General features: G+C 68.2%; 10 protein-coding genes, 1 tRNA gene and 3 pseudogenes. 2 read left to right on the top strand and 12 right to left on the bottom strand.

Annotated elements, in window-relative coordinates; translation table 11 throughout:
* The first annotated feature begins 44 nt into the window (after positions 1-44).
* On the top strand, positions 45-1,568 hold the full coding sequence (gene amaB, locus NV348_RS22020; RefSeq protein ID WP_447148585.1) for an L-piperidine-6-carboxylate dehydrogenase: 1,524 nt from the start codon (positions 45-47) through the stop codon (positions 1,566-1,568).
* Between the two features lie 52 nt (positions 1,569-1,620).
* A tRNA-Met gene (locus tag NV348_RS22015) sits at positions 1,621-1,694 on the top strand.
* A gap of 182 nt (positions 1,695-1,876) precedes the next feature.
* Here NV348_RS22015 and NV348_RS22010 read toward each other — a convergent pair.
* The 12 genes and pseudogenes from NV348_RS22010 to NV348_RS21955 all read right to left on the bottom strand — a co-directional run.
* A complete protein-coding gene (locus tag NV348_RS22010; protein WP_447148584.1) occupies positions 1,877-3,103 on the bottom strand; it encodes a cytochrome P450 in 1,227 nt (408 codons plus the stop codon).
* Between the two features lie 120 nt (positions 3,104-3,223).
* Positions 3,224-4,642, bottom strand: a complete 1,419-nt coding sequence (locus NV348_RS22005) for an aminotransferase class I/II-fold pyridoxal phosphate-dependent enzyme (RefSeq protein WP_447148583.1) — start codon at positions 4,640-4,642, stop codon at positions 3,224-3,226.
* Positions 4,639-7,434, bottom strand: a complete 2,796-nt coding sequence (locus tag NV348_RS22000; RefSeq protein WP_447148582.1) for a non-ribosomal peptide synthetase — start codon at positions 7,432-7,434, stop codon at positions 4,639-4,641. The genes NV348_RS22005 and NV348_RS22000 overlap by 4 nt, the downstream gene beginning before the upstream one ends.
* Entirely contained in the window at positions 7,431-8,255 is an 825-nt protein-coding gene (locus NV348_RS21995; RefSeq protein WP_447148581.1) for an SDR family oxidoreductase, read from the bottom strand. The genes NV348_RS22000 and NV348_RS21995 overlap by 4 nt, the downstream gene beginning before the upstream one ends.
* The gene (locus NV348_RS21990; RefSeq protein ID WP_447148580.1) at positions 8,256-8,963 is read right to left on the bottom strand and encodes a thioesterase II family protein; all 708 of its coding nucleotides are present in this window, start codon (positions 8,961-8,963) and stop codon (positions 8,256-8,258) included. It lies immediately after the preceding gene.
* 43 nt (positions 8,964-9,006) lie between these two features.
* Positions 9,007-9,174, bottom strand: a pseudogene (locus NV348_RS21985) (acyl carrier protein); the annotation flags it as partial.
* Positions 9,175-9,255: 81 nt separating this feature from the next.
* Positions 9,256-10,806: pseudogene (locus NV348_RS21980) on the bottom strand (AMP-binding protein); the annotation flags it as partial.
* The gene (locus tag NV348_RS21975; protein ID WP_447148579.1) at positions 10,806-12,371 is read right to left on the bottom strand and encodes an HAL/PAL/TAL family ammonia-lyase; all 1,566 of its coding nucleotides are present in this window, start codon (positions 12,369-12,371) and stop codon (positions 10,806-10,808) included. The pseudogene NV348_RS21980 and the gene NV348_RS21975, both read right to left, overlap by 1 nt.
* Positions 12,372-12,388: 17 nt before the next feature.
* Entirely contained in the window at positions 12,389-22,102 is a 9,714-nt protein-coding gene (locus tag NV348_RS21970) for a non-ribosomal peptide synthetase (RefSeq protein WP_447148578.1), read from the bottom strand.
* 50 nt (positions 22,103-22,152) lie between these two features.
* A complete protein-coding gene (locus tag NV348_RS21965) occupies positions 22,153-23,472 on the bottom strand; it encodes a condensation domain-containing protein (protein ID WP_447151117.1) in 1,320 nt (439 codons plus the stop codon).
* Positions 23,473-23,482: 10 nt separating this feature from the next.
* Complete coding sequence (locus tag NV348_RS21960) at positions 23,483-24,856, bottom strand: condensation domain-containing protein (RefSeq protein ID WP_447148577.1); 1,374 nt, start codon at positions 24,854-24,856, stop codon at positions 23,483-23,485.
* Positions 24,857-24,938: 82 nt separating this feature from the next.
* Positions 24,939-25,412, bottom strand: a pseudogene (locus NV348_RS21955) (condensation domain-containing protein); the annotation flags it as partial.
* Positions 25,413-25,522: the final 110 nt, after the last annotated feature.

Below are 25,522 nucleotides of genomic sequence, written 5' to 3'. Positions count from 1 at the left end.
GAACTTTTCCGTGAGCCGTACCAAACAGCAGAAGGTGAGCAGCGATGACCCACACCGTGACCGAGCACTTCTCCGAGCAGCTGGCACTGCGGGCCAGGGCGCTGCTGCACGGACTCGGCGCCGATCTCCCCGAGTCCGGTGACCTGCTCACCCGCACCCCGATCTCCGGCGGCGCCTTGCCGCAGCTCACCACCGACACGACCGACGACGTCGACGCCGCGGTCGAGCGGGCGGCCACCGCGTTCCTGAGCTGGCGCACGGTGCCCGCGCCGGTCCGTGCGGCGCTGGTGCGCCGGCTGGCCGAACTGCTGGTCACCCACCAGGGCGAGCTGGCCGAGCTGGTCACGCTGGAGGCGGGCAAGATCGGGCCCGAGGCCCTGGGCGAAGTGCAGGAGATGATCGACGTCTGCGAGTTCGCGATCGGCCTGTCCCGCCAGCTCTACGGCGCCACCATGCCCTCGGAACGGCCGGGGCACCGGCTCATGGAGACCTGGCATCCGCTGGGCGTGGTCGGGGTGATCTCGGCGTTCAACTTCCCCGTCGCGGTGTGGGCGTGGAACACCGCGATCGCGCTGGTCTGCGGTGACACGGTGGTGTGGAAGCCGTCGGAGACCACCCCGCTGACGGCGCTGGCCTGTCACACCCTGCTGCGCCGCGCCGCCGTCGACGTGGGCGCCGACCCCGAAGTACACCAACTGATCCAGGGCGACGCGGCGGTCGGCGAAGCGCTGGTCGACGACCCGCGGGTCGCGCTGCTCAGCGCCACCGGCTCGGTGCGGATGGGCGCCACCGTCGCCCCGCGCGTGGCCGCCAGGTTCGGCCGCTGCCTGCTGGAGCTGGGCGGCAACAATGCCGCGATCGTGGCGCCGAGTGCGGATCTGGAGCTGGCGGTGCGCGGCATCGTCTTCTCGGCGGCGGGCACGGCGGGTCAGCGCTGCACCACCCTGCGCAGGCTGATCGTGCACCGCTCCATCGCCGATCAGCTCGTCGAGCGGCTCTCCGCCGCGTATCGCCAACTGCGCGTGGGTAATCCACTCGACGACGGCGTGCTGGTCGGTCCGTTGATCAACGAGCGCGCGTTCATCTCGATGCAGAAGGCGCTGCTGCAGGCCGAGGACACCGGCGGCGAGATCGTCTGCGGCGGTGAGCGAATCGAGCTGGTCGGGCCGGACGCCTATTACGTGCGCCCCGCGCTCGTGCGCATGCCGGCGCAGACCGAGCTGGTGCGCGAGGAGACCTTCGCGCCGATCCTCTACGTGCTCGTCTACGACGAGATCGACGACGCGATCGCCCTCAACAACGGTGTGCCGCAGGGCCTTTCCTCCTCGATCTTCACCCTGGACCAGCGCGAGGCCGAGCGGTTCCTCGCGGGTTCGGACTGCGGCATCGCCAATGTCAACATCGGCACCTCGGGCGCGGAGATCGGCGGCGCGTTCGGCGGCGAGAAGAACACCGGCGGCGGACGCGAATCCGGCTCCGACTCATGGAAGGCCTACATGCGCAGAGCCACCAACACCATCAACTACTCGACCGAGCTGCCGCTGGCGCAGGGCATACATTTCGGCTGATCAGGAACCGATTTCGTCATTCGTGCCGCGCCGTGTACAGTGGTATTTACGACGCGGGATGGAGCAGCTCGGTAGCTCGCTGGGCTCATAACCCAGAGGTCGCAGGTTCAAATCCTGTTCCCGCTACTAGACGAAAACCCCGGAGTTTCCACTCCGGGGTTTTCGTCGTTTCCGGCCCAGGTCGGTCACCGATTCGCCACCGTGCCCACGGAATTCGCCGATCGGTGAGCCACGCCGGTTCGACGCGGCCCACCGTGCACCCTGCGAGCTTCGTCCCGATGCGCGTGCTCGCTCACCGGGACGAGGTCTCACTCGTAGGCGACCTCCCAGCGCTTGATCCCGTTGAGCCAACCCGAGCGCAGCCGCACCGGTTCCTCGACCTGCCGCAGGTTCGGCATGACGTCGGCGATCGCGTTGAACATCAGGTCGATTTCCAGCCGGGCGAGGTTCGCGCCGACACAGAAGTGCGTGCCGGTGCCGCCGAAACCGACGTGGGGGTTCGGGTTTCGGAAGATGTCGAACTCGAAGGGATTCTCGAACGACTCCGGATCGAAGTTGGCCGCGCTGTAGAACATGCCGATGCGCTGCCCCTTCTTGATGAGCTGACCGCCGAGTTCGGTGTCGACCAACGCGGTTCGCTGGAAGGCGGTCACCGGCGTTGCCCAGCGGACGATCTCGTCGGGCGCGGTACGCGGACGCTGCTCCTTGTAGAGCTCCCACTGCTCCGGGTGGTCGACGAACGCCTTCATGCCGTGGGTGATGGCATTGCGGGTGGTCTCGTTGCCCGCGACGGCGAGCAGGATGACGAACCAGGCGAACTCATCCGATGCCAGCGCCTCGCCGTCGACATCCGCGTTCACCAGCGTGGTGACGATGTCGTCCATCGGGCACTTGCGCTTCTCCTCGGCCAGGTTCCAGGCATAACCCATGACCTCGGCGGTGGCCATCTTGTGGTCGCCATCGAAGTCGGGATCGTCGTAGGAGATCATCTGGTTCGTCCAGTCGAAGATCTTCTTGCGATCCTCCTGGGGCACACCGATCAGCTCCGCGATGGCCTGCAGCGGCAGTTCGCAGGCGACCTGCTGGACGAAGTCGCCGCGGCCTTCCTTCTTCGCCTCGTGCACGATCCGCTCGGCGCGCTCGGTGAGCGCGTCGCGCAGCGTGTTGACGGCGCGGGGGGTGAAGCCCTTGGACACGATCCGCCGGTTCTGGGTGTGCCGCGGCGGATCCATGTTGAGCATCAGCCCGCGCAGCATCTCCACCTCGGGGCGGGTGATGTCGCCGTTGAAGCGAATGATGGCGGTGTTCTCCTCCGACGAGAACACCTCCGGAGTCTTGGACATCTCCTTGATGTGATCCATCTTCGTGACGACCCAGTACCCGCCGTCGTCGAAACCGCTGACACCCTTCTCCTGCTCGCACCACCAGACCGGCGCGGTGCGACGAAGCTCGGCGAACTCCTCGACCGGCAGGCGCTCGGCCAGCACGTTGGGATCGGTGAAATCGAATCCTGCGGGAATGGACGGCAGTGTCACGAGTACCTCCTTCGCGGCCTGCCTCAGTGCAGACCTCATCACCTCGATTAGAACACGTTCTAGTTCGATCGTACTAGGCCCGACCGCCCCACGGCACGGATCGGATGGCCGGCCGCACGCTCAGGAAGACTCCCGGCGTCCGCTTCGAACCCGGTGAATCGACGCTCCACCGGCCAGTTCCGCCGCGAGCCGGTCCGGGTCGAGCTGGTCGCCGCCCGGGCTGACCATCGGGACGCCGGGTGGGTAGGCGATCAGATAGTCCAGCGGCCTCCGCGCCGCCAGGATCTGCCGGGAAAGCACCAGGTCACGACCATCGGCCGGCGCGGGCGCAGGATCGCGGAGGGTATCGGCCAGGCCCGCCAGCAGCGCGTCGACCGCCTCGGCGCCGACCCCGATCGTCAGGTTCACCAACAGCTCGGACCCCACCGGATGGGGCAGATACACCCGATGCCCGGCGATCAGCCGCCGACGTACCTCCGCCGCGGCCGGCACGGGGAAAGCGCACCGCAGTTCGTCCGGTGCGTACCACTGCGACGCCGCGCGACCGAGCTCGAGCCGATCGCCCGACAGGCCCAGAGCGGCCACACCCGCCCGCAGGCGGCGCAGCATGGCCGACGCCCGGTCGACGCACGCGCTGCCTTCCAGCTCGGCGTGCGCCCTGGCCAGATCCAGCGACGCCATGATCGGCCAGGAGGGCGACGAGGTGTGGTGCCGATAGATCGCCGCCGCGGTCGCTTCCACGACCCGTTCGTCGCCGAGCACATGCACCATCGCGGCCTGGCGCATCGCGCACATCGTCTTGTGCGCCGAGTGGGTCACCCAGATCGCGCCGCGGAATTCGCCCGCATCGCGGAGCCGGGCGCCGACCGAGGTGGGCGACAGCGCGCGAGTCAGCTCGTGAAAGTTGTGAATACCCGCCCACGCGTCGTCGAGCACGACATTCGTGGTGGGCGAAACGTCGCGCACGGCGCGCAGCAGTCGCTCGGCGCGCACTCTGAGGCCGGCGTAGGTCGACGATCCGAGTACCACGGTGGCGTACGGCTGCCCGGCGAGGTGTGCCGCGGCAAGCATGCTTATCGCTTCGTCCAGATCGGCCACGTCCGGCCGCTCCTCGACGGCGGGAATTCGGGTGGTACGCAATCCGAGTAGATCGCAAGCGAAATGCAGTGATTGATGCGCGGTCGAGTCGAGCAGGGCGGTGTCGCCGAATTCCGCGGCCGCCGCCACCGCGACCAGGTTGGCCACGGTGGTACCCATCGAGACGAAGAAGGTGGCGTCGGCGCGGAATGCCCGCGCCGCCTGCTCCTGGGCGGCGGCCAAAGGGCCCCTCGGCCAGAACGGCGAGTCCAGGAGATCGCGGCCGTACGACAGATCGATATCCGGTGGGGAATTGGCGCGAAGGCGCGCGTACGCCGACCGCAGGGTGGGATCACGGATCAGTGGATCGCCACTCCACGGCAGGGCGTGAAAGTTGTATCGCGGTACCGCCGAGACCTGCGCGAGGGCCGTCATCAGCGGCGTCGCGCCATGAATGGTCATGACGCCGTCTCCATGATGGTCGCGTAGTATCGCGCGATCGCCGAGGGGGTCGGCGCGCGATAGAGTTCCCGAACCGGCAACGCGGCCAAGCCGCTGTCCTCCAGCCGACGCGAAGTCGTCACGGCGAGTAGAGAATTGCCGCCGAGGTCGAAGAAGTCCGCGTCGCCGTCGACCTCGACATCGAACAGGTCGGCCCAGATATTGCGCACCACCGACGCGATATCGCGAACGCTCCGTTCGGCTTCGCGATCCGTCGACGGAGCCCACTCGGCATGCGCCCGCGTGGTGGTTGCCGCGCTCTCGCGTAACGCGTCGATGTCGACTTTGCCGTTGGGGGTGAGGGGAAACGCGTCGACGACCGAAAACGTCGCGGGAACCATATATGCCGGAAGCCGCTGGGTCGCCCAACGCCTGATATCGACCGGGTCGGGCACCGAACCGCCGGCGAGATACGCGTGAATCCGCAGATCACCACTGGCGTTCTCGTCCTGCGCGACGACGACCACCGATGCCGCCCCTGGCATTTCGGACAAGACGACCTGGATTTCGTCCAATTCGATCCGGTACCCGCGGACCTTGACCTGATTGTCGATGCGTCCCCAATGCTCGACCCGGCCGTCGGGAAGGAAACGGCCGAGATCGCCACTGCGGTAATACCGGATCGCCGAACGCGGATCGACGACGAACCGCTCGGCCGTCAGTTCGGGCCGGTTCAGGTACCCCTGCGCCAAGCCGACCCCGGATACCCAGATCTCCCCCTTGACCAAGGGCGGCACCCGGCGCCCGGCGCTGTCGCGGATCTCGATGCCCCAACCGGGCAGCGGCAGCCCGACCGCGCGCGGGTGCGCGCGAACCGTGTTCCGGCTCAACACCTCCGCGGTGACATGCACCGTGGTCTCCGTGATCCCGTACATATTGACGAACTGGCACTGCCGCTCCGGGACCAGATCGAACCAGCGGCACACCGGCGCGAGGTCCAGCGCCGCGCCGCCGGAGACGATCAGCCGCAGGGCCGATCGGGCGGGCTCGCGCTCGGCGGCGGCAACGAGCTGGGCGAAAGCCGCCGGCGTCTGGCTCAGCACCGTCACCTGCTCGCGCCGGATCAGCTCCCACAATTCGGAGGGCGACTTGGCCGTGAAGTACGGCACCACCACCAGCCTGCCCCCGGTCGCGAGACAGCCCCAGATCTCCCACACCGAGTAGTCGAACGCGGCCGAGTGGAAGAACGACCAGGTGTCGCCGGAGTCGAAGGCGAACTGCCGTACCCCGGCGCCGACCAGCTGCATGATGTTGCCGAGCGGTACCGCGACGCCCTTGGGGCGGCCCGTGGAACCGGAGGTGTAGATGACATACGCGGCGCGGGCGGGGTCGTCGAACGGCTCGGGTGCGGTATCGCTGTTCGATTCGAGCTCGGCGATGGTGAATCCGGCTGTCTGGGCGGTGCTCGCCTGGATCAGCAGGCGTGGGTTCGCGTCGTCGAGGACATAGTGCAGCCGGTCGGCCGGCCACTCCGGGTCGATCGGGACGTAGGTGGCCCCGGCCCGCAATACCCCGAGCAGGGCGACGACGAGCTCGGCGGAGCGGGGAAGACACACCGCGACTCGATCGTCCGGGACGACACCGCGAGCGCGCAGCCCCGCCGCGATCCGCCCACTGCGCGCGTACAGCTCGCGATAGGTGAGGCGCTCGGTGCCGTCGACGACGGCCACCGCGTCGGGGTTGCCGGTGGCATGTCCGCCGATCGCCTGGTAGACACTCATCGCGGCCGGCGCAGGCGGCGGCACGATGACCGGCCGCACCGCCGCGGCGAGCTCGATCTCGCCTACTTTCGCGTCCCCGGTACTGCCGAGAAGTTCGCCGCAGAACGCGGCGACGTCGGTCGCGAATTGATCCAGGGCCGCGACCGTGACAACCTCGTCGGTCGCGCAGAACGACAGTCGTACCCGCGCGTCGGTGTGCTCGACGTGCACTGTCATCGCGAAGTGGTCGAAGTATCCCGGGTGATAGTGCACCCGGTGTTCCTCCAGGGCGGTGTCGACCCGGTCCTCGACGATCAGCACCGTATCCAGGCGCGCGGTCCCGACCGGTTTCGCGTTCGGCCGGACGGTTCCGGGGCCGACCGGGTCGGATGCCGCGAGCAGATCCCGCACCGACAGGTCCGGTTCGTCGCCGGGAATCCGGTGCAGCGCGATCGCCGCCGTGCCGTCGAGCAGAAATCCCACGATCACCGAGGACGTCGACGCGTAGCGAGCGAGCACAGCCGCGACCGCGGCGGAGGCCGCCTGTCGCTGACGCACCGGATCGTCCGTGCCGGTGATCCGCCGCTCGAGGTGAATCCGGCGTGGCGTGCTCCGATGAGCCAGGTACCGGACGGAGTCCCACCCGATGCCAAGCTGGAGCGCTGCGGCCGGAACAGACGATTCATCGTCCGCGTGCTGTGCCCGGGTCGGCACCGGCTTCTCGACCGGGCGACCACTCGACAACCGGGCCAGGACGGCCCGATCCGCGACCGTACGGTCGGCAACGGCTACCACGGCCCATCCGTCGGCGAACTCCGCCGCCACCATGCGGACGTGTTGCCCACCGGCGCGGTCGAGTTCACGTTCGGTCTCGCGGCGCAGCCACGCGTGCGCTTCGCTCGTGTGCCTGCCGAACGGCAAGGCCTCCACCGTGATCCGCGCATCGGCCGACGGCCCGGCCAGGACGCCGATCGCCGCTCGCAACTGCTCGAAATCGGGTGGGCCGTCCACGTGCACGGCCAGGCCGTGCGGCATCTCCATGACGCGGTTCATCGTGTCGTGTACCCCCCGTCGACCGGCAGCGCTACGCCGGTGACCTGCCGCGACAGATCCGACACCAGCCACAGCGCGGCCGCCGCCACGTCCGCCGGTTCGATCAGGCGGTTCATCGGCTGAGATTGGATGAACGCGGACTCGTGGTCGCCGCCGGACAGCTCGAGCGCGCGCGCGATCTCCCGCAGCATCACGCCTTCGACCGACTCGCAATCGCGCACCGATCCCGGGCACAACGCGTTCACCCGGACCTGGTGTGGCCCGTAGTCCAGCGCCGCGGCCTTGGTCAGACCGATCAGGCCGTGCTTGGCGGCGGTATACGCCGCGAAATTCCGGTATCCCACCAGTCCGGCGGTGGAGGACACATTGACGATGCTGCCCGCGCGGCGCTCGATCATGCCCGGCACGGCGTACTTCGTCATCCGCCACGCACCGTTCAGATCGATATCGATCATCAACTGCCATTGGTCTTCGGTGATGCGGTGCGCGGGCTCCCCCGACGGTGCCGCGATGCCGCCGCAGTTGATGAGTGCGTCGCACTTGCCGTACCTGGCCAGCGCGGCGCGCACGGCACTCTCACAGTCCAGTGCCGAACGTAGGTCACCGGCCACCACCAGGGCTGATCCGCCCACCGCCCGGCACTGGTCGGCGGTGGATTCCAATTGACTGCTGGTGCCGAGCGCGTAGGGCACGCCGTCGATGTCCGCGCAGACATCCATGACCGTGAGGTCGGCGCCCTCGGCCGCGCACGCGATCGCGCAGGCCCGGCCGAGACCGCGCGCGGCTCCGGTGACGAGGACCGACTTTCCCGCCAGCAGCATCTACGCCACCGTCTCGGTCGCGGTCTGTTCGCTGACCAGCCGCACCACCTCGACACCGCGGTCCGCGAGATACATGTGGCCGCCGTCGATTTCCTCGAACGACACCGACGACGAGGTCGCACCCGACCAGCCCGCGACGGCCGCTCGCGAGACCAGCTCGTCCTTCTTCCCCCGCAGCACGGTGATCGGGGCGCGGACCGATCGGGAGCCCTCGGCCCGGTAGGACTCGTGCATGGTGACGTCGGCACGCAGGACCGGCAGGATCAGGTCGCGCAACTGCGGATCCGCCAGCGCCGGGTGGTCATATCCCGCGAATTGCTTGACTCTGTCGATGAATTCGGTGTCGGACGCGGCCAGCGCCGAGGTCTCGCGGACCTCGAAAGGGGCGGGCGAGCCGCTGACGAAGAGCCGGTGCACCGTCGCGCCCGTCTGCTCGATCGCGATGGCGAGTTCGAAAGCCAGGACCGCGCCGAGGCTGTGACCGAACAGGGCTACCCGCCGCTGCCCGATATCGGCGGGCAGCTGCCGGACCAGATCGGGCACCGCCGCGGCCACCGAGGTCTGCGGCGCCTCCGCGAATCTGCGCTCCCGACCGGGCAATTGCAGCGCGACGACCTCGACGGTATCGGCGCAGATCCGCCGCCACGGGTGGAAGAAGCTGGCTCCGCCGCCGGCGAACGGGACGCACAGCAACAGGGTTTGTGACATGTCGAACTCCATCTCGAACGGGTTGGGCCGGTCGGTTCCCGAGTCAGCCCTGGTGGCTGTCGGCACCGAGGCCGTCAGCTAGCTGCCGCAGCGAACGCGCACGCAGCAACTGGGTGGTGGTGATGTCGACGCCGTAGTGGGCCGAGAGCCGGTTCTTCAGTTCGATGACGCTCAGCGAATCGAAACCGTTGGCGAGCAGGCCCGATTCGGGGGTCAGGTCCGCGTGGGCGGGGCCACCGCCGGTCAGGTACGGCATCGTTCGATCCACGATCGTGGTCGAGCTGCTGACCGTGCGGCCGGCGAGCTCGCGTCGCAGGATCTTGCCCGCGGGGCTCTTGGGTACGCGGTCGATGAACTCGACGGCGCCGAGCCGCTTGTATTCCGCGACGTGCTCGGCAACGAAGGCGCGGACATCGGCCGCGGTGAGGTCTTCGCCGGTGGTGACCACCCAGGCGCAGGGCAGCTCGCCACCATTGCCGTCCGGCACCCCGGTCACCGCCGCGTCGGCGATCCTGTCGTGTGACAACAGCAGCGCCTCCAGCTCGGCCGGGGCGACCTGGTAGCCGCGAACCTTGATCAGCTCCTTGCGGCGACCGACGATCGTCACGACACCCCGCGGGCCGATCGTCGCGAGGTCGCCGGTGTGCAGAAAGCCGTCGGCGTCGACGATCGCCGCGGTCGCCTCGGCGTTGCCAAGGTAGCCGACCATCCTGTTGGGCCCGGCCACCAACAGTTCGCCGGGTCGGCTCGCCTCGTCGACCGGCGGCGCGATCTCGGCTCCGGTGTCGATGTCGATCAGCTTCTGGCGGGCGTTCGGAACCAGGATTCCGACGCTGCCGGCCGGCAGGTCGGGCTGGTCGGCGGGAACGAGATGGCTGACCGGACTCAATTCGGTCATGCCGTAGCCCTGCCGCACCACACAGTTCAGCCGGCGTTCCAGCGCCGTCGCCAGGTCGCCGTCCAACGGCGCCGCACCCGAGAAGATCGTGTGCACACTGCTCAGGTCGTATCGATCGACGGACGGATCCTTGGCGAGAATGATCGCGATCGGGGGCGAAACGAAAAGGAAGGTGCAGCGGTACTTCTCGATGGCCGACAGGTATTCGGCCAGGTCGAACCGTGCCATGGGCACCAGCCGCGCGCGGTTGCGCAGCGTTGTACACAGCACCAGGGACAGGCCGTAGATGTGGGCGAACGGAACGACGGCGAGCACCGTGTCCGTCGCGTCCACGCCGAGCAGATGCTCGGTCTGCGCCACATTGGCCACGATGTTGCGATGGGTGAGCATGACGCCCTTGGGGCCACCGGTCGTCCCGGAGGAGTACGGCAGCAGCGCGACCTGGGTGGGGTCGGGCTCGCGTCGCGGCCTTCCCGGCGGAGGCTCCGTCGCGCCGGGTGCGTCCAGGTCCGGGACGGACAGCACCTCGGTCGAGGCGATCCCGGCTCGGGCCGCCGCCGCTACCGCGACGCTGTGCGAGGCGGCGTCCGCCACGAGGTACCCGGCTCCGGCATCGATGAGCTGGTGGGTGACCTCGGCCGCCGTGTAGGCCGCGTTCACGGTGGTGACGGTCGCCCCGGACTCCAGAATCGCGTACAGCACAACGGGATACGCCCAGGAGTTCGAGAGGAATACCGCGACGGTGTCACCGGGACCGATGCCCCTGGCCGACAGCAGTGCGCCGTAGTCCGCGATCCGCGCCAGCAGCTCGCGGTAGGTCAGCTCGGTTTCCGTCGGGTGGTCCACCAGCGCCACGCGGTCGAGTGAATCCGGCCGGAGATCGCCCAGGATGTACTGGTGCAACAGCTGGTCGGGAATCTCGACATCGGGAAAGCTGCTGCGCATCACTTCACCTCTTCGAACGCGCCGGCGTCGATCAACGCGGCGACGGCCTCGATGTCGCCGTCGAGCGGCCGGTCGGAGTCGACGAACGACGACACCTCCCGTACCAGCGTGTAGACCTTGCGCGTCGGCGTGGTGAGCACGTCGACGCCCCGGATGTCCGCGGCCTGGCACAGCGCCAGCAGATGGATGGCGGCGACCTTGGTGACGAGGTCGATCACGGTGCGGGCGTCGCGGGCCGCGATCGTGCCCATGCTGACCTTGTCCTGGTTGTGGGCTTCGGTCGAGCGGGAGAACGAGGTGGCGGGCATCGTCGCCTTCAGCGCCTCGGCGGTCAGTGCCGACGCGGTGATCTGCATCCCCTTGAAGCCATGGACCACCCCCGCTCGAGGGTCCGAAGGATCCAGGCGTGGAATGAGATTCGGCGTCAAGCCGTTGTTGAACTTCTCGTCCACGACGAGCTCGAGCTGCCGGTCGAGCATGTCACCGACGCTGGCGACCGCGGTCTTGAGGGAATCCATGGCGACGCCGACATGACCACCGTAGAAGTTGCCACCGTTCCAGATCCGGCGGGATTCGGTGTCGAACAACGGATTGTCGTTCGACGAATTGATCTCGATGGTCAGCCATTCGGTGTTCCAGGCCAGGGTGTCCAGGAGAACGCCGACGATCTGCGGTGTACAGCGCACCGAGTACCGATCCTGGAGTGGATGTTCCAGCTGGCGGACCTCCGCCGGATGATCGATGCGATCCAGCTGTGGTGAACGGGCATCGGCCCGTTCGAGGAGCGCCCGCATGTGGGCAGCGCATTCCACCGATCCGCGGTGCGGCTTCTGATCGACCAGGAACTCGGAATAGTGATCGGGATTGCCTCGCAGCACTTGGCTCGCCAGCGCACCGCAGATGGTGGATACCGTCGCCAGACGCCGAGCCGACCGCACCGCGAGCGCGGCGAACGCGGCCATGAAGGAGGTGCCGTTGACGATCGCCAGCCCCTCCTTCGCGTCCATGGTGAGCGGCTCCAGCCCGCTCTCGGCCAGCGCGCTCGCCGCCGAGCGTCGAACTCCCCGGTGCAGCACGTCGCCGCGACCGGTGAGCATGGCGCCGATGTAGCTGAGCGGCACCAGATCGCCACTGGCGCCGACAGATCCGAGTTCCGGGATCAGGGGCAGGATGTCGCTGTTCAAGCAGTCGATCAGCAGCTCGATCAGATCCGGGCGCACCCCTGACCACCCGCGCGCGAGGCAATTCGCGCGGATCAGCAAGGTAGCTCTGGTCACCTCGGGTGTGGCGATGGGGCCGACGCCCGTCGTGAGAAAGCTGATGAGATTCTGCTGGAGCGCCTCCGCTTTGCGACCCGGTATCTGCCGGGCGCTGCTGTCGCCGAAACCCGAGGTCACGCCGTAGATCGGGACTCCCGCGGCGACATAGTCCGCTTTCATCGCGTTCGACGCGGTGGATCGCTTGTTCGCGGATTCGGCGAGTTCGACCCTTCCGGTGGTCTGCTGTGCCACCCCGGCGACCTGTTCGAGAGTGAGATTGTGTCCGTCGAGAAATACTTCTGGCACTCGATGTTCCTTTGGATCTAGTTTTCGGTAGCGAATGTTCGCGGCTGCGCGGAGGTCGCTTCGGCGGCCCGGAGTCGTCGTTCCACCGACTTCCCCACGGCGGCGAGCGCCAGTGGCCGGTCGAATTCGTCGTGGGTGCAGGCGATCACTTCGGAATCGAGACGGCCGAGGATGTTCTTGACCCAGTGGTCACGCAGGATGTCGACCGACTGCCGGTCACCGTCGCGATCCAGGCCGGCGTGGAAGAGCACCGCGTCGCCGCGATACGACGGCACCGTGAAGTCCGCGAGCATGCGGACGTTGTTCCGGCTCACCCCACCGATCCGGTCGACCAGGTCGGTGATCTCGTGTCGCGTCCCGATGACGTCGTACTTCGACCACAACGCCGCGGCGAGTTCTTCGTGCACCCGTTCCTGCGCCCCGGCGGCGGCCAGCTCACGGACGACCGGCCAGCTGTCCAGCAGGACCAGCAGCCCCACCTCATGACCGAGCTCGCCGAGCCGCACCGCCACGGCCTGGGCGACGACGCCGCCGAACGACCAGCCGAGCAGGTGGAACGGGCCACCGGCCTGCTTGTCCAGCAGCCGTTCGGCGTAGTCCTGGACCATCGTCTCGAAGTCGGCCGCCCACGGACCCGCGTCGAGTCCGTCGGACTGCAACGCGTAGATCGGTCGATCGGTGACATGGCGTTCCAGGCCGAAGTACGGCCAGCCGACACCGCCCGCGGGATGGATACACCACAGCGGCGCACGGGTTCCCGCGTCGCGAATGGTCAGGATCGGCGCGAACGGCGATTCGACCTCAGGCAGCCCGTCGGCGATCCGGGCCGCCAGCGCTGCCACCGTCGAACATTCGAAGATCACCCGGATCGGCAGTTCCACGCCGAGCGACCCGCGCACCAGCGCGACCACGCGTGTCGCCAGCAGGGAATGGCCGCCCGATTCGAAGAAGTCGTCGTCGGCCCCCACGCGAGCTACGCCGAGCACCTCGGCGAAAATCGCCGCCAGCAACTCTTCGGTCTCGCCAGTGGGAGCACGGAACGCTCTCCTGGACACGAGATCCACCGCCGGGAGCGCCGACCGATCCACCTTCCCGTTCGCCGACAACGCGAATCCATCGACCACCACGACCACCGGGACCATGAACTCCGGCAAGCGTCCTGACACGAACCGCCGGACATCGGCCGACAATTCGGCGGGCACCGAGCCGAACCCCTTGTCGGCCACGACGTACGCCACCAGCCGCCGATCACCGGCGTGCTCTCGTGTCACGACCACCGCCTGGGTGACACCGGGGTGGGCCGCGACGGCCGCCTCTACCTCGCCGGGCTCGACCCGGAAGCCGCGGATCTTCACCTGATCGTCGGCGCGACCGACGAACTCCAGTGTCCCGTCGGATCGGCGGCGGACCAGGTCGCCGGTGCAGAACATCAGGCGGCCGGAGCCCTCGAGGTCGGCCACGTACCTGGTGGCGGTGGTCGCGGGTTGTCCGCGGTAGCCGCGATTCACCTGGGCTCCGACCAGGTAGAGCACACCGGCCACCCCGGCCGGGACCGGGCGGAGCCGGGCATCCAGTACGCGCACCCCGACATTCGGCACGGGACGGCCGATCGGGATGTCGCCGCGGCAGCGGGTCACGTTCGCGTGCACGGCGTCGCTGACCTCGGTCGAACCGTAGAAGTTCCAGATGTCCGCGGTCTTGGTGGCAGCGCGGAGCGAGTCGAGAACCGGCCGCGTGACGGGCTCACCGGACAGAATCCATCGTTCCAGCACCGACGAGCCGGGGAACTGCCGCGCCGCGAGCACCGAGGCCAGTGCCGGAATGGTCATCACCTCGGTGACCCGGTACCGGTCGATCGCGTCGATCATCGCGCGCGGGTCGCCCACGGTATCCGCGTCCACGACCACGACCGTCCCGCCACGGGTGAGCAGCGAGAAGATGTGGAAGCTCGAGTCGATGAAGCCCGGCGCGGTGTTCGTCATGCCCACCGGTGTCGGCCCCAGCAGCTCGGCGCACCAGGTGAGCCGGTTGACCAGCAGCCGATGTTCGCCGGCGACGCCTTTGGGCACACCGGTCGAGCCGGAGGTGTAGATGACGTAGGCCAGCCCGCCGGGGTGAGCGCTCGGCCTTCGGTCGACGCTCGCGGGCTCCGCGCTTCCGGCATCGCTGCCGGAAAGCCGCAGGCAGGGCAGAGAATTCGGTACCGGTGCGCCAGGAGCCGCCAGCCCGAGCACCGGTTTCGCGTCGGCGAGGATGTAGGAAATCCGTTCCTGCGGATAATCGGGATCGATCGGCAGGAAGGCGCCACCGGACTTCGCGACGGCGAGCAGGGCGACCACCAGCTCGATGGACCGTGGAAGAATCAGCGCGACAACCGATTCCGGCCGGACGCCGCGTTCCACGAGGCGCCGGGCCAGTCGATGTGCGCGCCGATCCAGTTCGGCGAAGGTGAGCTGTTCCTCGCCTGCCACCAGCGCTATCGCGTCGGGCCGGGCGGACACGACCGACTCGAACATCTCCGCCACAGAGCCCGCGGTAGTGGCCAGTTCGCCGCCATCGGCCCAGGCGAGCATGGCGGCCCGGTCGTCAGGAGTCAGGATGTCGATGTCGCCGACGGGTGCGGCCGGGTCGGCCAGGACCCGTTCCAGCAGGAGCACGAACCGGTCCGCGAGCTGTCGCGCGGTGGATCGGTCGAAGAGCTCGGTCGCGTACTCCAGGGTGCAGGAGAATCCGTTCGATCCCGGATCCGCCACGACATTGACCAGCAGGTCGAAGCGCGCGGAGCTGGTGGGAACGGACACCATCGTGGTCTCGACACCGGGGAGGTCGAGAGTCGGTGTCTCGTTGTTCTGGAAGGCCAGCGACACCTGGAACAGCGGATGATGCGCGGTCGACCGCACCGGATTGAGTTCCTCGACCAACCGCTCGAAGGGCACATCCTGATGCTCGTAAGCGGCCAGTGCCCGGTCCTGCACGCGTTCGAGGAGATCCGCGAACGACATACCCGGGTCGATGCGGACACGCAGCACCCACGTATTGATGAAGAAGCCGACGAGATCTGCCAGCTTGTCGTCCAACCGCCCCGCGATCGGGGAACCGATCGGAATGTCGTCGCCGGCGCCGAGCCGATGCAGCAACACCGCCAGCGTCGTCTGCAGGAGCACCGACGTCGTGCTGTTGTGGCTCAGCGCGAGGGACTCCAGGCGTCGGCGCAGGTCCTCCGAGATCCCGAATCCGATGGTCTCGCCCCGGTAGTCGGCGACGGCGGGGCGTGGTCGATCGAATGGGAGGATCAGCTGATCCGGCAGATCGGCCAATTCCGCTCGCCAGTACGACATCTGATCGGACAGCACGCTGGCGGGGTCGGCCGCGTCGCCGAGGTATTCCCGCTGCCACAGCGCGTAGTCGGCGTACTGGACCGGCAAGGCATTCCAGGTAGGAGCGTCGCCGACAACCCGTGCCCGGTATGCCGCGCCCCAGTCCCGCAGCAGCGGCACCAGGGACCAGCCGTCACCGGCGATGTGATGCAGTGCGACAGCGACGATCAGCTCGTCGCCATCGGAGCGGAATACCCGGCACCGCAACGGGATATCGCGGCTCAGCTCGAATATCCCGCTCGCGAATTCCCGCACCGCCGCGGCCACGTCGACGTCGCTGCCGTCGACCACCTCCACCGCAGGCGACACCCCTTCCAGCACGCGCTGGGCAGGCACGCCCGCCACCTCGTCGAAGACCGTGCGCAGGGCCTCGTGCCGCTCGACGACGTCGCCCAATGCCGTTGCCAAGGCGGCCACGTCGACCGAGCCGCGCAGGCGCAGGCCGAACGCGATGTTGTAGGTCGCGGATCCGCCTTCGAATCTGTCCACGAACCACAGGCGCTGCTGGGCGAACGACAGCGGAATCGATGCCGGCCGTTCCATGATGCGCACGTCACCGCGAGCTCGTGTGCCCTCGGCCAATCGCGGTGCGAGCAAGGCCACCGTGGGACATTCGAAGACGATCCGGATCGGTAGCTCGATACCGAGCGACGCCCGGACGCGCGAGACGACCCGGGTCGCCAAGAGCGAATGACCACCCAATTCGAAGAAGTCGTCGTCCGCGCCCACCCGCTGCGCGCCGAGTACCTCGGCGAAGATCCCCGCCAGCAGCTCCTCGGATTCGCCGACCGGCGCCCGATACGCCACGCCCGAGACGAGATCGACCGCGGGCAGGGCGGACCGATCGACCTTCCCGTTCACCGTGAGTGCGAATCCGTCGACGACCACGACGGTGACCGGGACCATGAACTCCGGCAAACGGCCCGCCACGAACCGGCGCACCTCGGCCGGGTCCAGGCTCGACGCGGTCCTGTTCGAGTAGCGCCCGCCGGTTGTCGATCGAAGGGGCCGGTCGAGGACGAGAGTGGGCCCGCTCGCCCGATCCTGTGCGACGAAGACGGCATCCATGTACCCGGCGGTGGGTGCCCAGGTGACCATCACGCGGTAGCCGAATCCGGCGGCGAGCTCATGACAATCCTCGGGCAGCAGACCCGAGGGAATCGGCCGGGGCGCGTCGCCGGTGATGCGGTGGACCACCGAAAGATCGTCGGCGAGGCCGCCGTGCGGAATGTCGATGATCTCGATGATCGGCGCGGCACCAGATCTCAGCAGTTCGGTCATGGCGTCGACGTCGACGAATTCGACGACCGGACGATCGCCGACCGGCACGACATCGGTCGCCGCCTTGAACAGCGTCACGTCGTAGCGATATCGGGTGAGCTCGTTCATCTTGCGCCCGCGCCGCAGCGCCACGTCGACGGCGGCGAATTGTGGCAGCGCGCCAGGATCGGCGAAGAAGTCCGGCGACAGCAGCAGTTCGTTCTCGCGACGCCGGACCTCGTCGGCGACCGCGGCCACGTAGGCATCGTCGGAGTGCCTGGCCGCCAGCGTCGCGATCGTGAACTCGCGGTGCAACGCCAGATTCCTGATGTCGCCGAGGAACAGCGATCCGCCGGGTGCGAGCAGCTCGGCCGCGAGGGCGAGCACCTCCCGGAGGTACTCGACGCTCGGGAAGTACTGGATGACCGAATTCAGGACGACGGTGTCGAAGTATGCCTTCGGGTAGTCGGCGAGCTCGTGGGCGGCGCAGGATTCCAGGCGAATGCGATTCCGCCACGGTGCCCCGGCCTGATCCAGCCCCCTGCGGACGCGGGTGATGATCTCCTGGGAGATATCCGTGCCCCAGTATTCGGCGCAGGAGGGGGCGATCTCGGACAGCAACAGGCCGGAGCCGACGCCGATCTCGAGCACCCGGGTGGGTTGGAGGGCACGAATCCGGTCGACCGTGGATCCGCGCAGCTCGCGCATGTCCTCGACGGGGATGGGGAGCCCGGTATAGCTGCTGTTCCAGCCGTCGAAGTCCGCGGCGGATTCCGCACCGGCCGCCACGGTCTTCGCGTCCTGCTGGACATACAGGTCGTCGTAGAAGGCTTGCCAGTCGTCCAGCTCGGCGTGTTCGGCCGGCCGGTCACGGTCGGTGCCCGCGGTGTCGGCGACGACGAAGGCGACCAGTTGCCGCTCGCCACCCACGCCGTTGAGTTCGCGTGGCACCACCACCGCCTGGGCGACCCCGGGGTGCGCGGCCAGCGCCGCTTCCACCTCGCCGGGCTCCACCCGGAAACCCCGGATCTTCACTTGATCGTCGGATCGGCCGACGTAGTCCAGGATTCCGCCATCGCGCCAGCACGCGATGTCACCGGTGCGATACATCCGCCTGCCGCCGCCTGCCGGGTCGGCGACGTACCGGGCCGCGGTCGCGGCGGGGTGGCCGCGGTACCCGCGTCCGAGCTGAGCTCCGGTCAGGTACAGCTCGCCGGGCACCCCGACGGGGACGGGACGCAGGCGCCGGTCGAGGACCCGGACGCCGAGATTCGGTACCGGGACGCCGATGGGAACGGACCGGTTGTCAGCGGTCACGGAGCTCGTATCGAAGCGGCTCGCGCAGACCGTCGACTCGGCCGGACCGTAGCCGTTGACCACCGTGGTGGCCGGATAGTGACGCTGGAAGCGAAGACAATCGGCGACCGGGAGGGCTGCCCCGCCGACGATGATCCGGTCCACTGCGGTCAGCCGGTGCTCGAGGAAGGCCGGGTGTTCGGTCAGCGGTCCGAGCAGTGGCGTTGTCAGGAACATCGCCGCGACGCGGTGCCGCGCGATCAAGTCGGTGATCTCGGTCAGGTCGGTTCGCGGGGCGGTCGCCACCACGACCGTGCCGCCGCCGAGCAACGTCGGCCACAGTTCGAGGATGGAGGCGTCGAATGCCGTCGACGCGTGCATGAGCGTCACCTCGCCCGCACCGATCGGCCAGACGACCGAGGCCAGGTTCACGATGTTCGCGTGCGTCACCGCGACGCCCTTCGGCGCTCCGGTCGAACCCGAGGTGTAGATGGTGCACGCCAGAGCCGCACCGTGTCGCCGGGACCGGTCGGACGCGGTCGTGTCCGATCTCGCCGCATCGGCGCTGCCCGCCACGGAATCGACCTCGTCGAGGAACAGCAGCCGCCGGGAATCAGGGAGCGCGAGGGTTTCCGCGGTGGCGTGGTCGGTGAGCACGAGGGCCGGATTCGCGTCGGCGAGAATGTGCGCGATCCGGTCGCTCGGATAGGCGGGGTCGACCGGGACATAGGCGGCCCCTGCCCGCAATACGGCGAGCAGCGCCACGATCAGGTCCGCCGAGCGCGGCAGCGCGACGGCTACCGTCGCCTCTGCGGGGAGGCCGAGATCGATCAGTAGGTCGGTCAGCGCTGCCGCTCGCAGCCGCAGCGCGCGATAACCGATCCGGTCGGCACCCGCGATGACGGCGATCGCGTCGGGGTACGCCGCGGCGATCTCGTCGAATCGCTCGACGACCGTTCGATCGGGGACCTCGATGCGTTCGCCGGTCCCCCAGGTGCGCAGTCGCGCGTATTCGTCGTCGGCCATCAGGTCGAGGTCGTCCACGCGGATCGTCGGATCGGCGGCGAATTGTTCGAGGAGGCCGACGAATCGCCGAGCGAAGGACGCCACGGTGGCTCGGTCGAAAAGGTCCGTCGCGTACTCGATGAAGCAGGAGAATCCACCCGTCGCGGGGTCGTTCGCCACGTCGAAGAGCAGATCGAAGCGGGACGCGATATGCGCGATCGTCGCGACGGTGGTCTCGATGCCGGGTAGCTCGAGCGTCGGTGTCTCGTTGTTCTGGAACGCCAGCGACACCTGGAACAGCGGATGATGCGCGGTCGAGCGCACCGGATTGAGTTCCTCGACCAACCGCTCGAAGGGAACGTCCTGGTGCTCATACGCCGCCAGGGCCTTGTCGCGAACACGCGCGAGAACATCGGCGACCGACTGCCCCGGCGCGAAGCGGACGCGCAGAATCCAGCTGTTGACGAACAGGCCGACCAGATCCCGCAGTGACTCGTCGACCCGTCCCGCGAGCGCCGAGCCGATCGGGATGTCGTCCCCGGCGCCCAGCCGGTGCAACATGACCGCCAGCGCGGTCTGCATGACCATCGACATCGTCGTCGCGGCCGGGCGGTGGCCGCCGCGACTCGAGTCGGACGAATCCGCGGACAGCATTCGCTCCAGGCTTTGCCTGAGCTCTGGAGAGATATCGAAGGAGACCGCATCGCCGCGATAGCTGGCGACGGCGGGGCGAGGCCGATCGAACGGAAGGACCAATTGATCCGGCAAGTCGGCCAATTCAGCACGCCAGTACGCCATTTGGCCGGACAGCACGCTTTCGGGGTCTTCGTCGTCGCCGAGGTACTCCCGCTGCCACAACGCGTAGTCGGCGTATTGGACCGGCAATGCCTCCCAGATCGGGACGTCGCCGATGATCCGCGCCCGATACGCCAGGCCCCAGTCCCGCAGCAGCGGCACCAACGACCGGCCGTCTCCGGCGATGTGGTGCAGTGCGACGGCGGCGACCAGCTCGTCGTCGTCGATCCGGAATACCTTGCACCGCAACGGGATATCGCTGCGCAGATCGAACACGCCCCGCGCGAATTCGCGCACCGTGGCGGTCACGTCGACGCCCGTGCCGTCGACGACCGTCACCGCGGGCGACACGCCCACCAGCACCCGCTGGGCCGGTACCCCGGCCACCTCGTCGAAGACCGTGCGCAAGGCCTCGTGCCGCTCGACGACATCGCCCAGTGCCGTCGCCAAGGCGGCCACGTCGACCGGACCACGCAGGCGCAGACCGAACGCGATGTTGTAGGTCGCGGATCCGCCTTCGAATCTGTCCACGAACCACAAACGCTGCTGGGCGAACGACAGCGGAATCGATGCCGGCCGTTCCATGATGCGCACTTCACCCCGGGCCTGTGGCCCTTCGGACAATCGCGGTGCGAGCAAGGCGACGGTGGGATGTTCGAACAGCGTCCGGATCGGTAGTTCCACGCCGAGCGACGCGCGGACGCGGGAGACGACCCGGGTCGCCAAGAGCGAATGCCCACCCAATTCGAAGAAGTCGTCGTCGGCGCCCACCCGCTGCGCGCCGAGCACTTCGGCGAAGATGTCCGCGACCAGCTCTTCGGATCGGCCGACCGGTGCCCGGTATGCCACCCCCGAGACGAGATCGATGGTGGGGAGGGCGGTTCGATCCACCTTCCCGTGCACCGTCAGGGCGAATCCGTCGACGACTGCGACAGCCACCGGGACCATGAACTCCGGCAAACGATCCGCCACGAACCGGCGGACATCCGCCGACAGCTCGTCGGCCGATCCCGAGTATCGCGCTTCGGCGACGATGAATCCGACCAGCTGCTGGCCTCGCTCGCCGAATTCGCGTGCCACCACCGCGGATTGGGCAACCCAGCGATGGGCCGCGATCGCCGCTTCGACCTCGCCCGGCTCCACCCGGAAGCCGCGGATCTTCACCTGATTGTCGGCACGCCCGATGAATTCGAGCAATCCGTCGGCGCGCCGACGCACGATGTCACCGGTGCGATACAGGCGAGTACCGCTCCCACTCGGGTCGGCGACGAAACGCGACGCCGTCTGCGCGGCTCGGCCTCGATAGCCGCGACCGACCTGGGGACCGGCGAGATAGAGCTCGCCGGGAACGCCCACCGGTACCGGACGCAGCCGTGCGTCCAGAACCGACAGGCTCGTGTTCGCGACGGGTTTGCCGATCGGCACGGAGACGTCGGTCGGAGTGAACCCCGCGGGCGTCGACGTGGCGAAGGTCGTCGTTTCGGTCGGTCCATAGACGTTGGCGAAGGTGAGCTCCGGATAGATCCGCTCGGCCGCGGCGAACAGCATCGGTGACATGACCTCCCCGCCGGCCAGCAGGGTCCGCAGGCTGCCGAGCCGCCCGTCACGGAAGGCGGGGTGCTCGACGAAGTCGCGCAGCAGCGGGGTCGTCAGGAACAAGGTGGTGACGGCGTGCTCGGTGATCAGGCCGGTCAGTTCGGCGAGATCCGAGCGTGGTTCCGAGGCGATCACGACGGCACCGCCACCGACCAGGGCGGACCACACCTCGTAGGTGGAGGCGTCGAACGCGGTGGACGAGTGCATCAGTACCCGGTCCGCGGGCCCGGCCGGCCACACGCCGACCGCCAGATTGGCGATGTTGCGATGCGTGACCGCAACGCCTTTGGGCGTTCCGGTCGAGCCCGACGTGTAGATGACGTAGGCGAGGTCGTCGATACGGGACGGGTCGGTGAGCGTCGGCGCAAGTCCGGCGGTCGGCGCGCCGTCGATGTCGTCCATCAGGACGCGGTCTACCGTCGGCGGAACGATCCCCGCGGTCGCGTGATCTGTCACCGCGACTGCCGGCGCGCGTCGGCCAGGATGTAGGTGATCCGGTCGCTCGGATAATTCGGATCGATCGGTAGATAGGCGCCGCCCACGCGCAGCACCGCGAGCCACGCGACGATCAGCTCCGACGAGCGCGAAAGCGCTACCGCAACCACTGATTCCGGCCCTACCCCGGCGGCCGCGAGCACCCCGGCCAGCCGCTCGGCCCGTGCGAGGAGTTGCCCATAGGTCAGCCGGCGTTCGCCGTGGATGACCGCGATCGCCTCGGGATGCCGAGCGGCCCGCGCCGCGACCATCCTGTCGACCCGCGTGGCGGGGACAGCACAGACGTCACCGTGCGACCACTCCAGCGCACGGTGCTGGTCGGCCTCGATCAGAATCCCGAATTCGTCCGCGCGCGTGGTCGGGTCGGCCACTGCCTGCTCGAGCACTCCGACCAGCCGTCGGCCGATATCCCGGACCGTCGATCGGTCGAAGAGGTCGGTCGCGAACTCCAGCGAGCAGGTGAATCCGGCATCGGCTGCGTCGCCACCCACATGGAGCAGCAGATCGAAGCGTGACGACCGCACCGGCACCGTCATCATCGATACGTCGACGCCGGGCAGATCGAGGGTCGGTGTCTCGTTGTTCTGGAAGGCCAGCGACACCTGGAACAGCGGATGATGCGCGGTCGACCGCACCGGATTGAGTTCCTCGACCAACCGCTCGAACGGCACATCCTGATGCTCGTAAGCGGCCAGCGCCCGGTCCTGCACACGTTCGAGGAGATCCGCGAACGACATACCCGCATCGATGCGGACACGCAGCACCCACGTATTGACGAAGAAGCCGACGAGGTCGTGCAGCGATTCGTCGAGACGCCCGGCGATCGGCGATCCCAGCGGAATGTCGTCCCCGGCACCGAGTCGATGCAGGGTGATGGCGAGCGCGGTCTGCCAGAGGACCGGCATGGTCACGCCGTGCGCGGACGCGAGCCGCTCGAGATCTCGACGCAGCGGCCCACCGACCTCGAACGCGACCTCGTCACCGGCGAAACTCGCCACCGCGGGGCGCGGGCGATCGAACGGCAGCACGAGTTGGTCGGGCGCTCCGGCCAATTCCTCGCGCCAGTACCGGATCTGAGCGGCGGACAGGCTGTGTGCGTCCGTGTCGTCACCGAGGAACTCGCGTTGCCACAGCGCGTAGTCCGCGTATTGCACCGGGAGCGGTTCCCACTGCGGTTCCGCTCCGCGGCAACGCGCGGCATAGGCCGTGCCCAGGTCCCGCAACAGCGGACCGAGCGACCACCCGTCACCGGCGATGTGATGCGCCACCAGGATCAGGACGTGCTGGTCAGGGTGCGGATCTCCGGCCGGGCGAGACCAACGTCGCCCGCAGCGGTATCTCCGACGACAGGTCGAACAGATGGTCCCCGGCGGCGCGCACCGCGCTGTCCACCGCGTCGGAGCTGAAGTCGAGGGGCACCGAAGTCGCCGAGGACGCGAGCACGCGCTGGACGGGGGACCCATCGATCTCGCCGAATACCGTGCGCAGCGACTCGTGCCGATCGACCAGGTCGTTCAGCGCGCCGGCCAGCGCGTCGGTGTCCAGCGCGCCGCGCAGTCGCAGCGCGAAGGTCATGTTGTACGTCGTCGACGGGCCCTCGAACCGGTACACGAACCACATTCGGCGCTGGGCGTAGGACAGGGGCAGCTGCTCGGGCCGTTCCATCGCCCGAACCGGCGCTCGCACAGCCACTTCGGTGTCCAGTCGCGCGGACAACGTCGCGACAGTCTGGGTTTCGAACAACGTCCGGATCGGGACCTCGATGCCGAGCACGTCGCGAATCCGGTTCGCGATCTTGGTCGCCAGCAGCGAGTTTCCGCCGAGATCGAAGAAGTTGTCGTCGACGCCGACCGAATCCGTGCCGAGCGCTGCGGCGAAGATCTCGGTCAGGGTCCGCTCGCGGTCATCGGTCGGTGCCCGGTATTCCACGATGTCCGGGCGCGGGGTCTGCGCGGGTTGCCACAGTTCGAGCGGATCGGCCTGCGCCTTCGGCACCGAGTCCAGTAATGCGCGTGGATCAATGGCCAGATCCGGTAGCCACACCAACTGTTCGAGGATCGCGGTGATCGTGTCGGCGTATCGCCGCAGATCCACGACGTCGAAGTATCGCCCGTCGGCTTCCAGATGCAGGACCGTCGGGGCGCCGTCGTGTACCAGGAACGTGATCGACAGATAGTCGAAGGGGCCGATCGTGACCGGCCGCAATGTCGCGGGACCGCCCAGCTCGATGGCATCGAGGAAGGGGACGACATTGACGATCGGGCCGAAGAAGTCGCCGGACTCCGCCAGGATTCCCGCTGCCCACCGTATTCTCGGAATCTGCAGTCTGCCGTGCTCGATGACGGTGAGCATCTCGGAGAAGACATCCCCGACCCAGTCACCGAACGACCGGTCCGGGGACAGGTCGATCGCCATCGGCACCTTGTTGGCCTGCAGATTGGGGCGGTTTCCTGCGGCGTTGTCGCGGTTGGCGGTCGGCAATTGCAGATAGAACCGCTGCCGGCCGGCGCTGTGGTGCACCGTCAACGCGCTCACCGCGGTGAGCAGACAGGGCAGCGTCACCGCCGCCGACGCCGCGATCTTGCGGGCGGCGCCGACCAGATCGGCAGGCAGCTGTACCTCGTAGCGCAGTTCCTGCGGCTCGGTCGCCGGGCTCGCCACCGTGCCGGATCCCGCCCAGCGCCCGGTCGACGTACCCGCTCCAGAACCTCTCGTCCACACCTATCGCGGGCGAGGTTGTGTACTGCTCCTCAGCTCGCACCGTGACTTCGAGGTCATCCCCTGCTGCGAGATCGTCGAGCTCGTCGCCGGCGTACCGCCGCGCGACCCGATGCAGCAGGATCCCGAGCCCGGCGGCGTCGAGGACGACGTGACTGAAAGCGACCGCGATGAAGTAGCGGTCCTCGGCCACCTTGATCACGGCTATCCGGAACAGCCGGACCGCGGTCGGCGCGATCGGAGCCTCGCATACCTGGCGCACCAATTCCGTGGCGGAGCCCAACGGATCGTCCGCGCCGGAGCAGTCGTGGTAGTCCGGCGTCCAGTCGCCGATCGGCTGTCGGGTCTGGACCGGCCCATCGGCGCCCGTTTCGATCCGGACCAGCAGGGCGTCGCTGCGCACCAGGGTCTCGCGCAATGCCGTTCGCAGACAAGGGATATCGATCGCGGCTGGGATGTCCAGGTATGCCGAGAGGTTCCGAATCGCGGCGGTCTTCACCTGCTGTGCGAACCACACAGCCTCTTGGGGTGAAGTCAGCGGGATCTCGCCGTTCGTCCTGGACACTCGACCTCCTGGGCTGGCAATTCTCGGCCGCTGTCCGCGAAATC

Source organism: Nocardia fodinahabitans (assembly GCF_052983615.1).
Note: the sequence above shows the minus strand (reverse complement) of the source record. Positions and strands in the feature narration are given on the sequence as shown.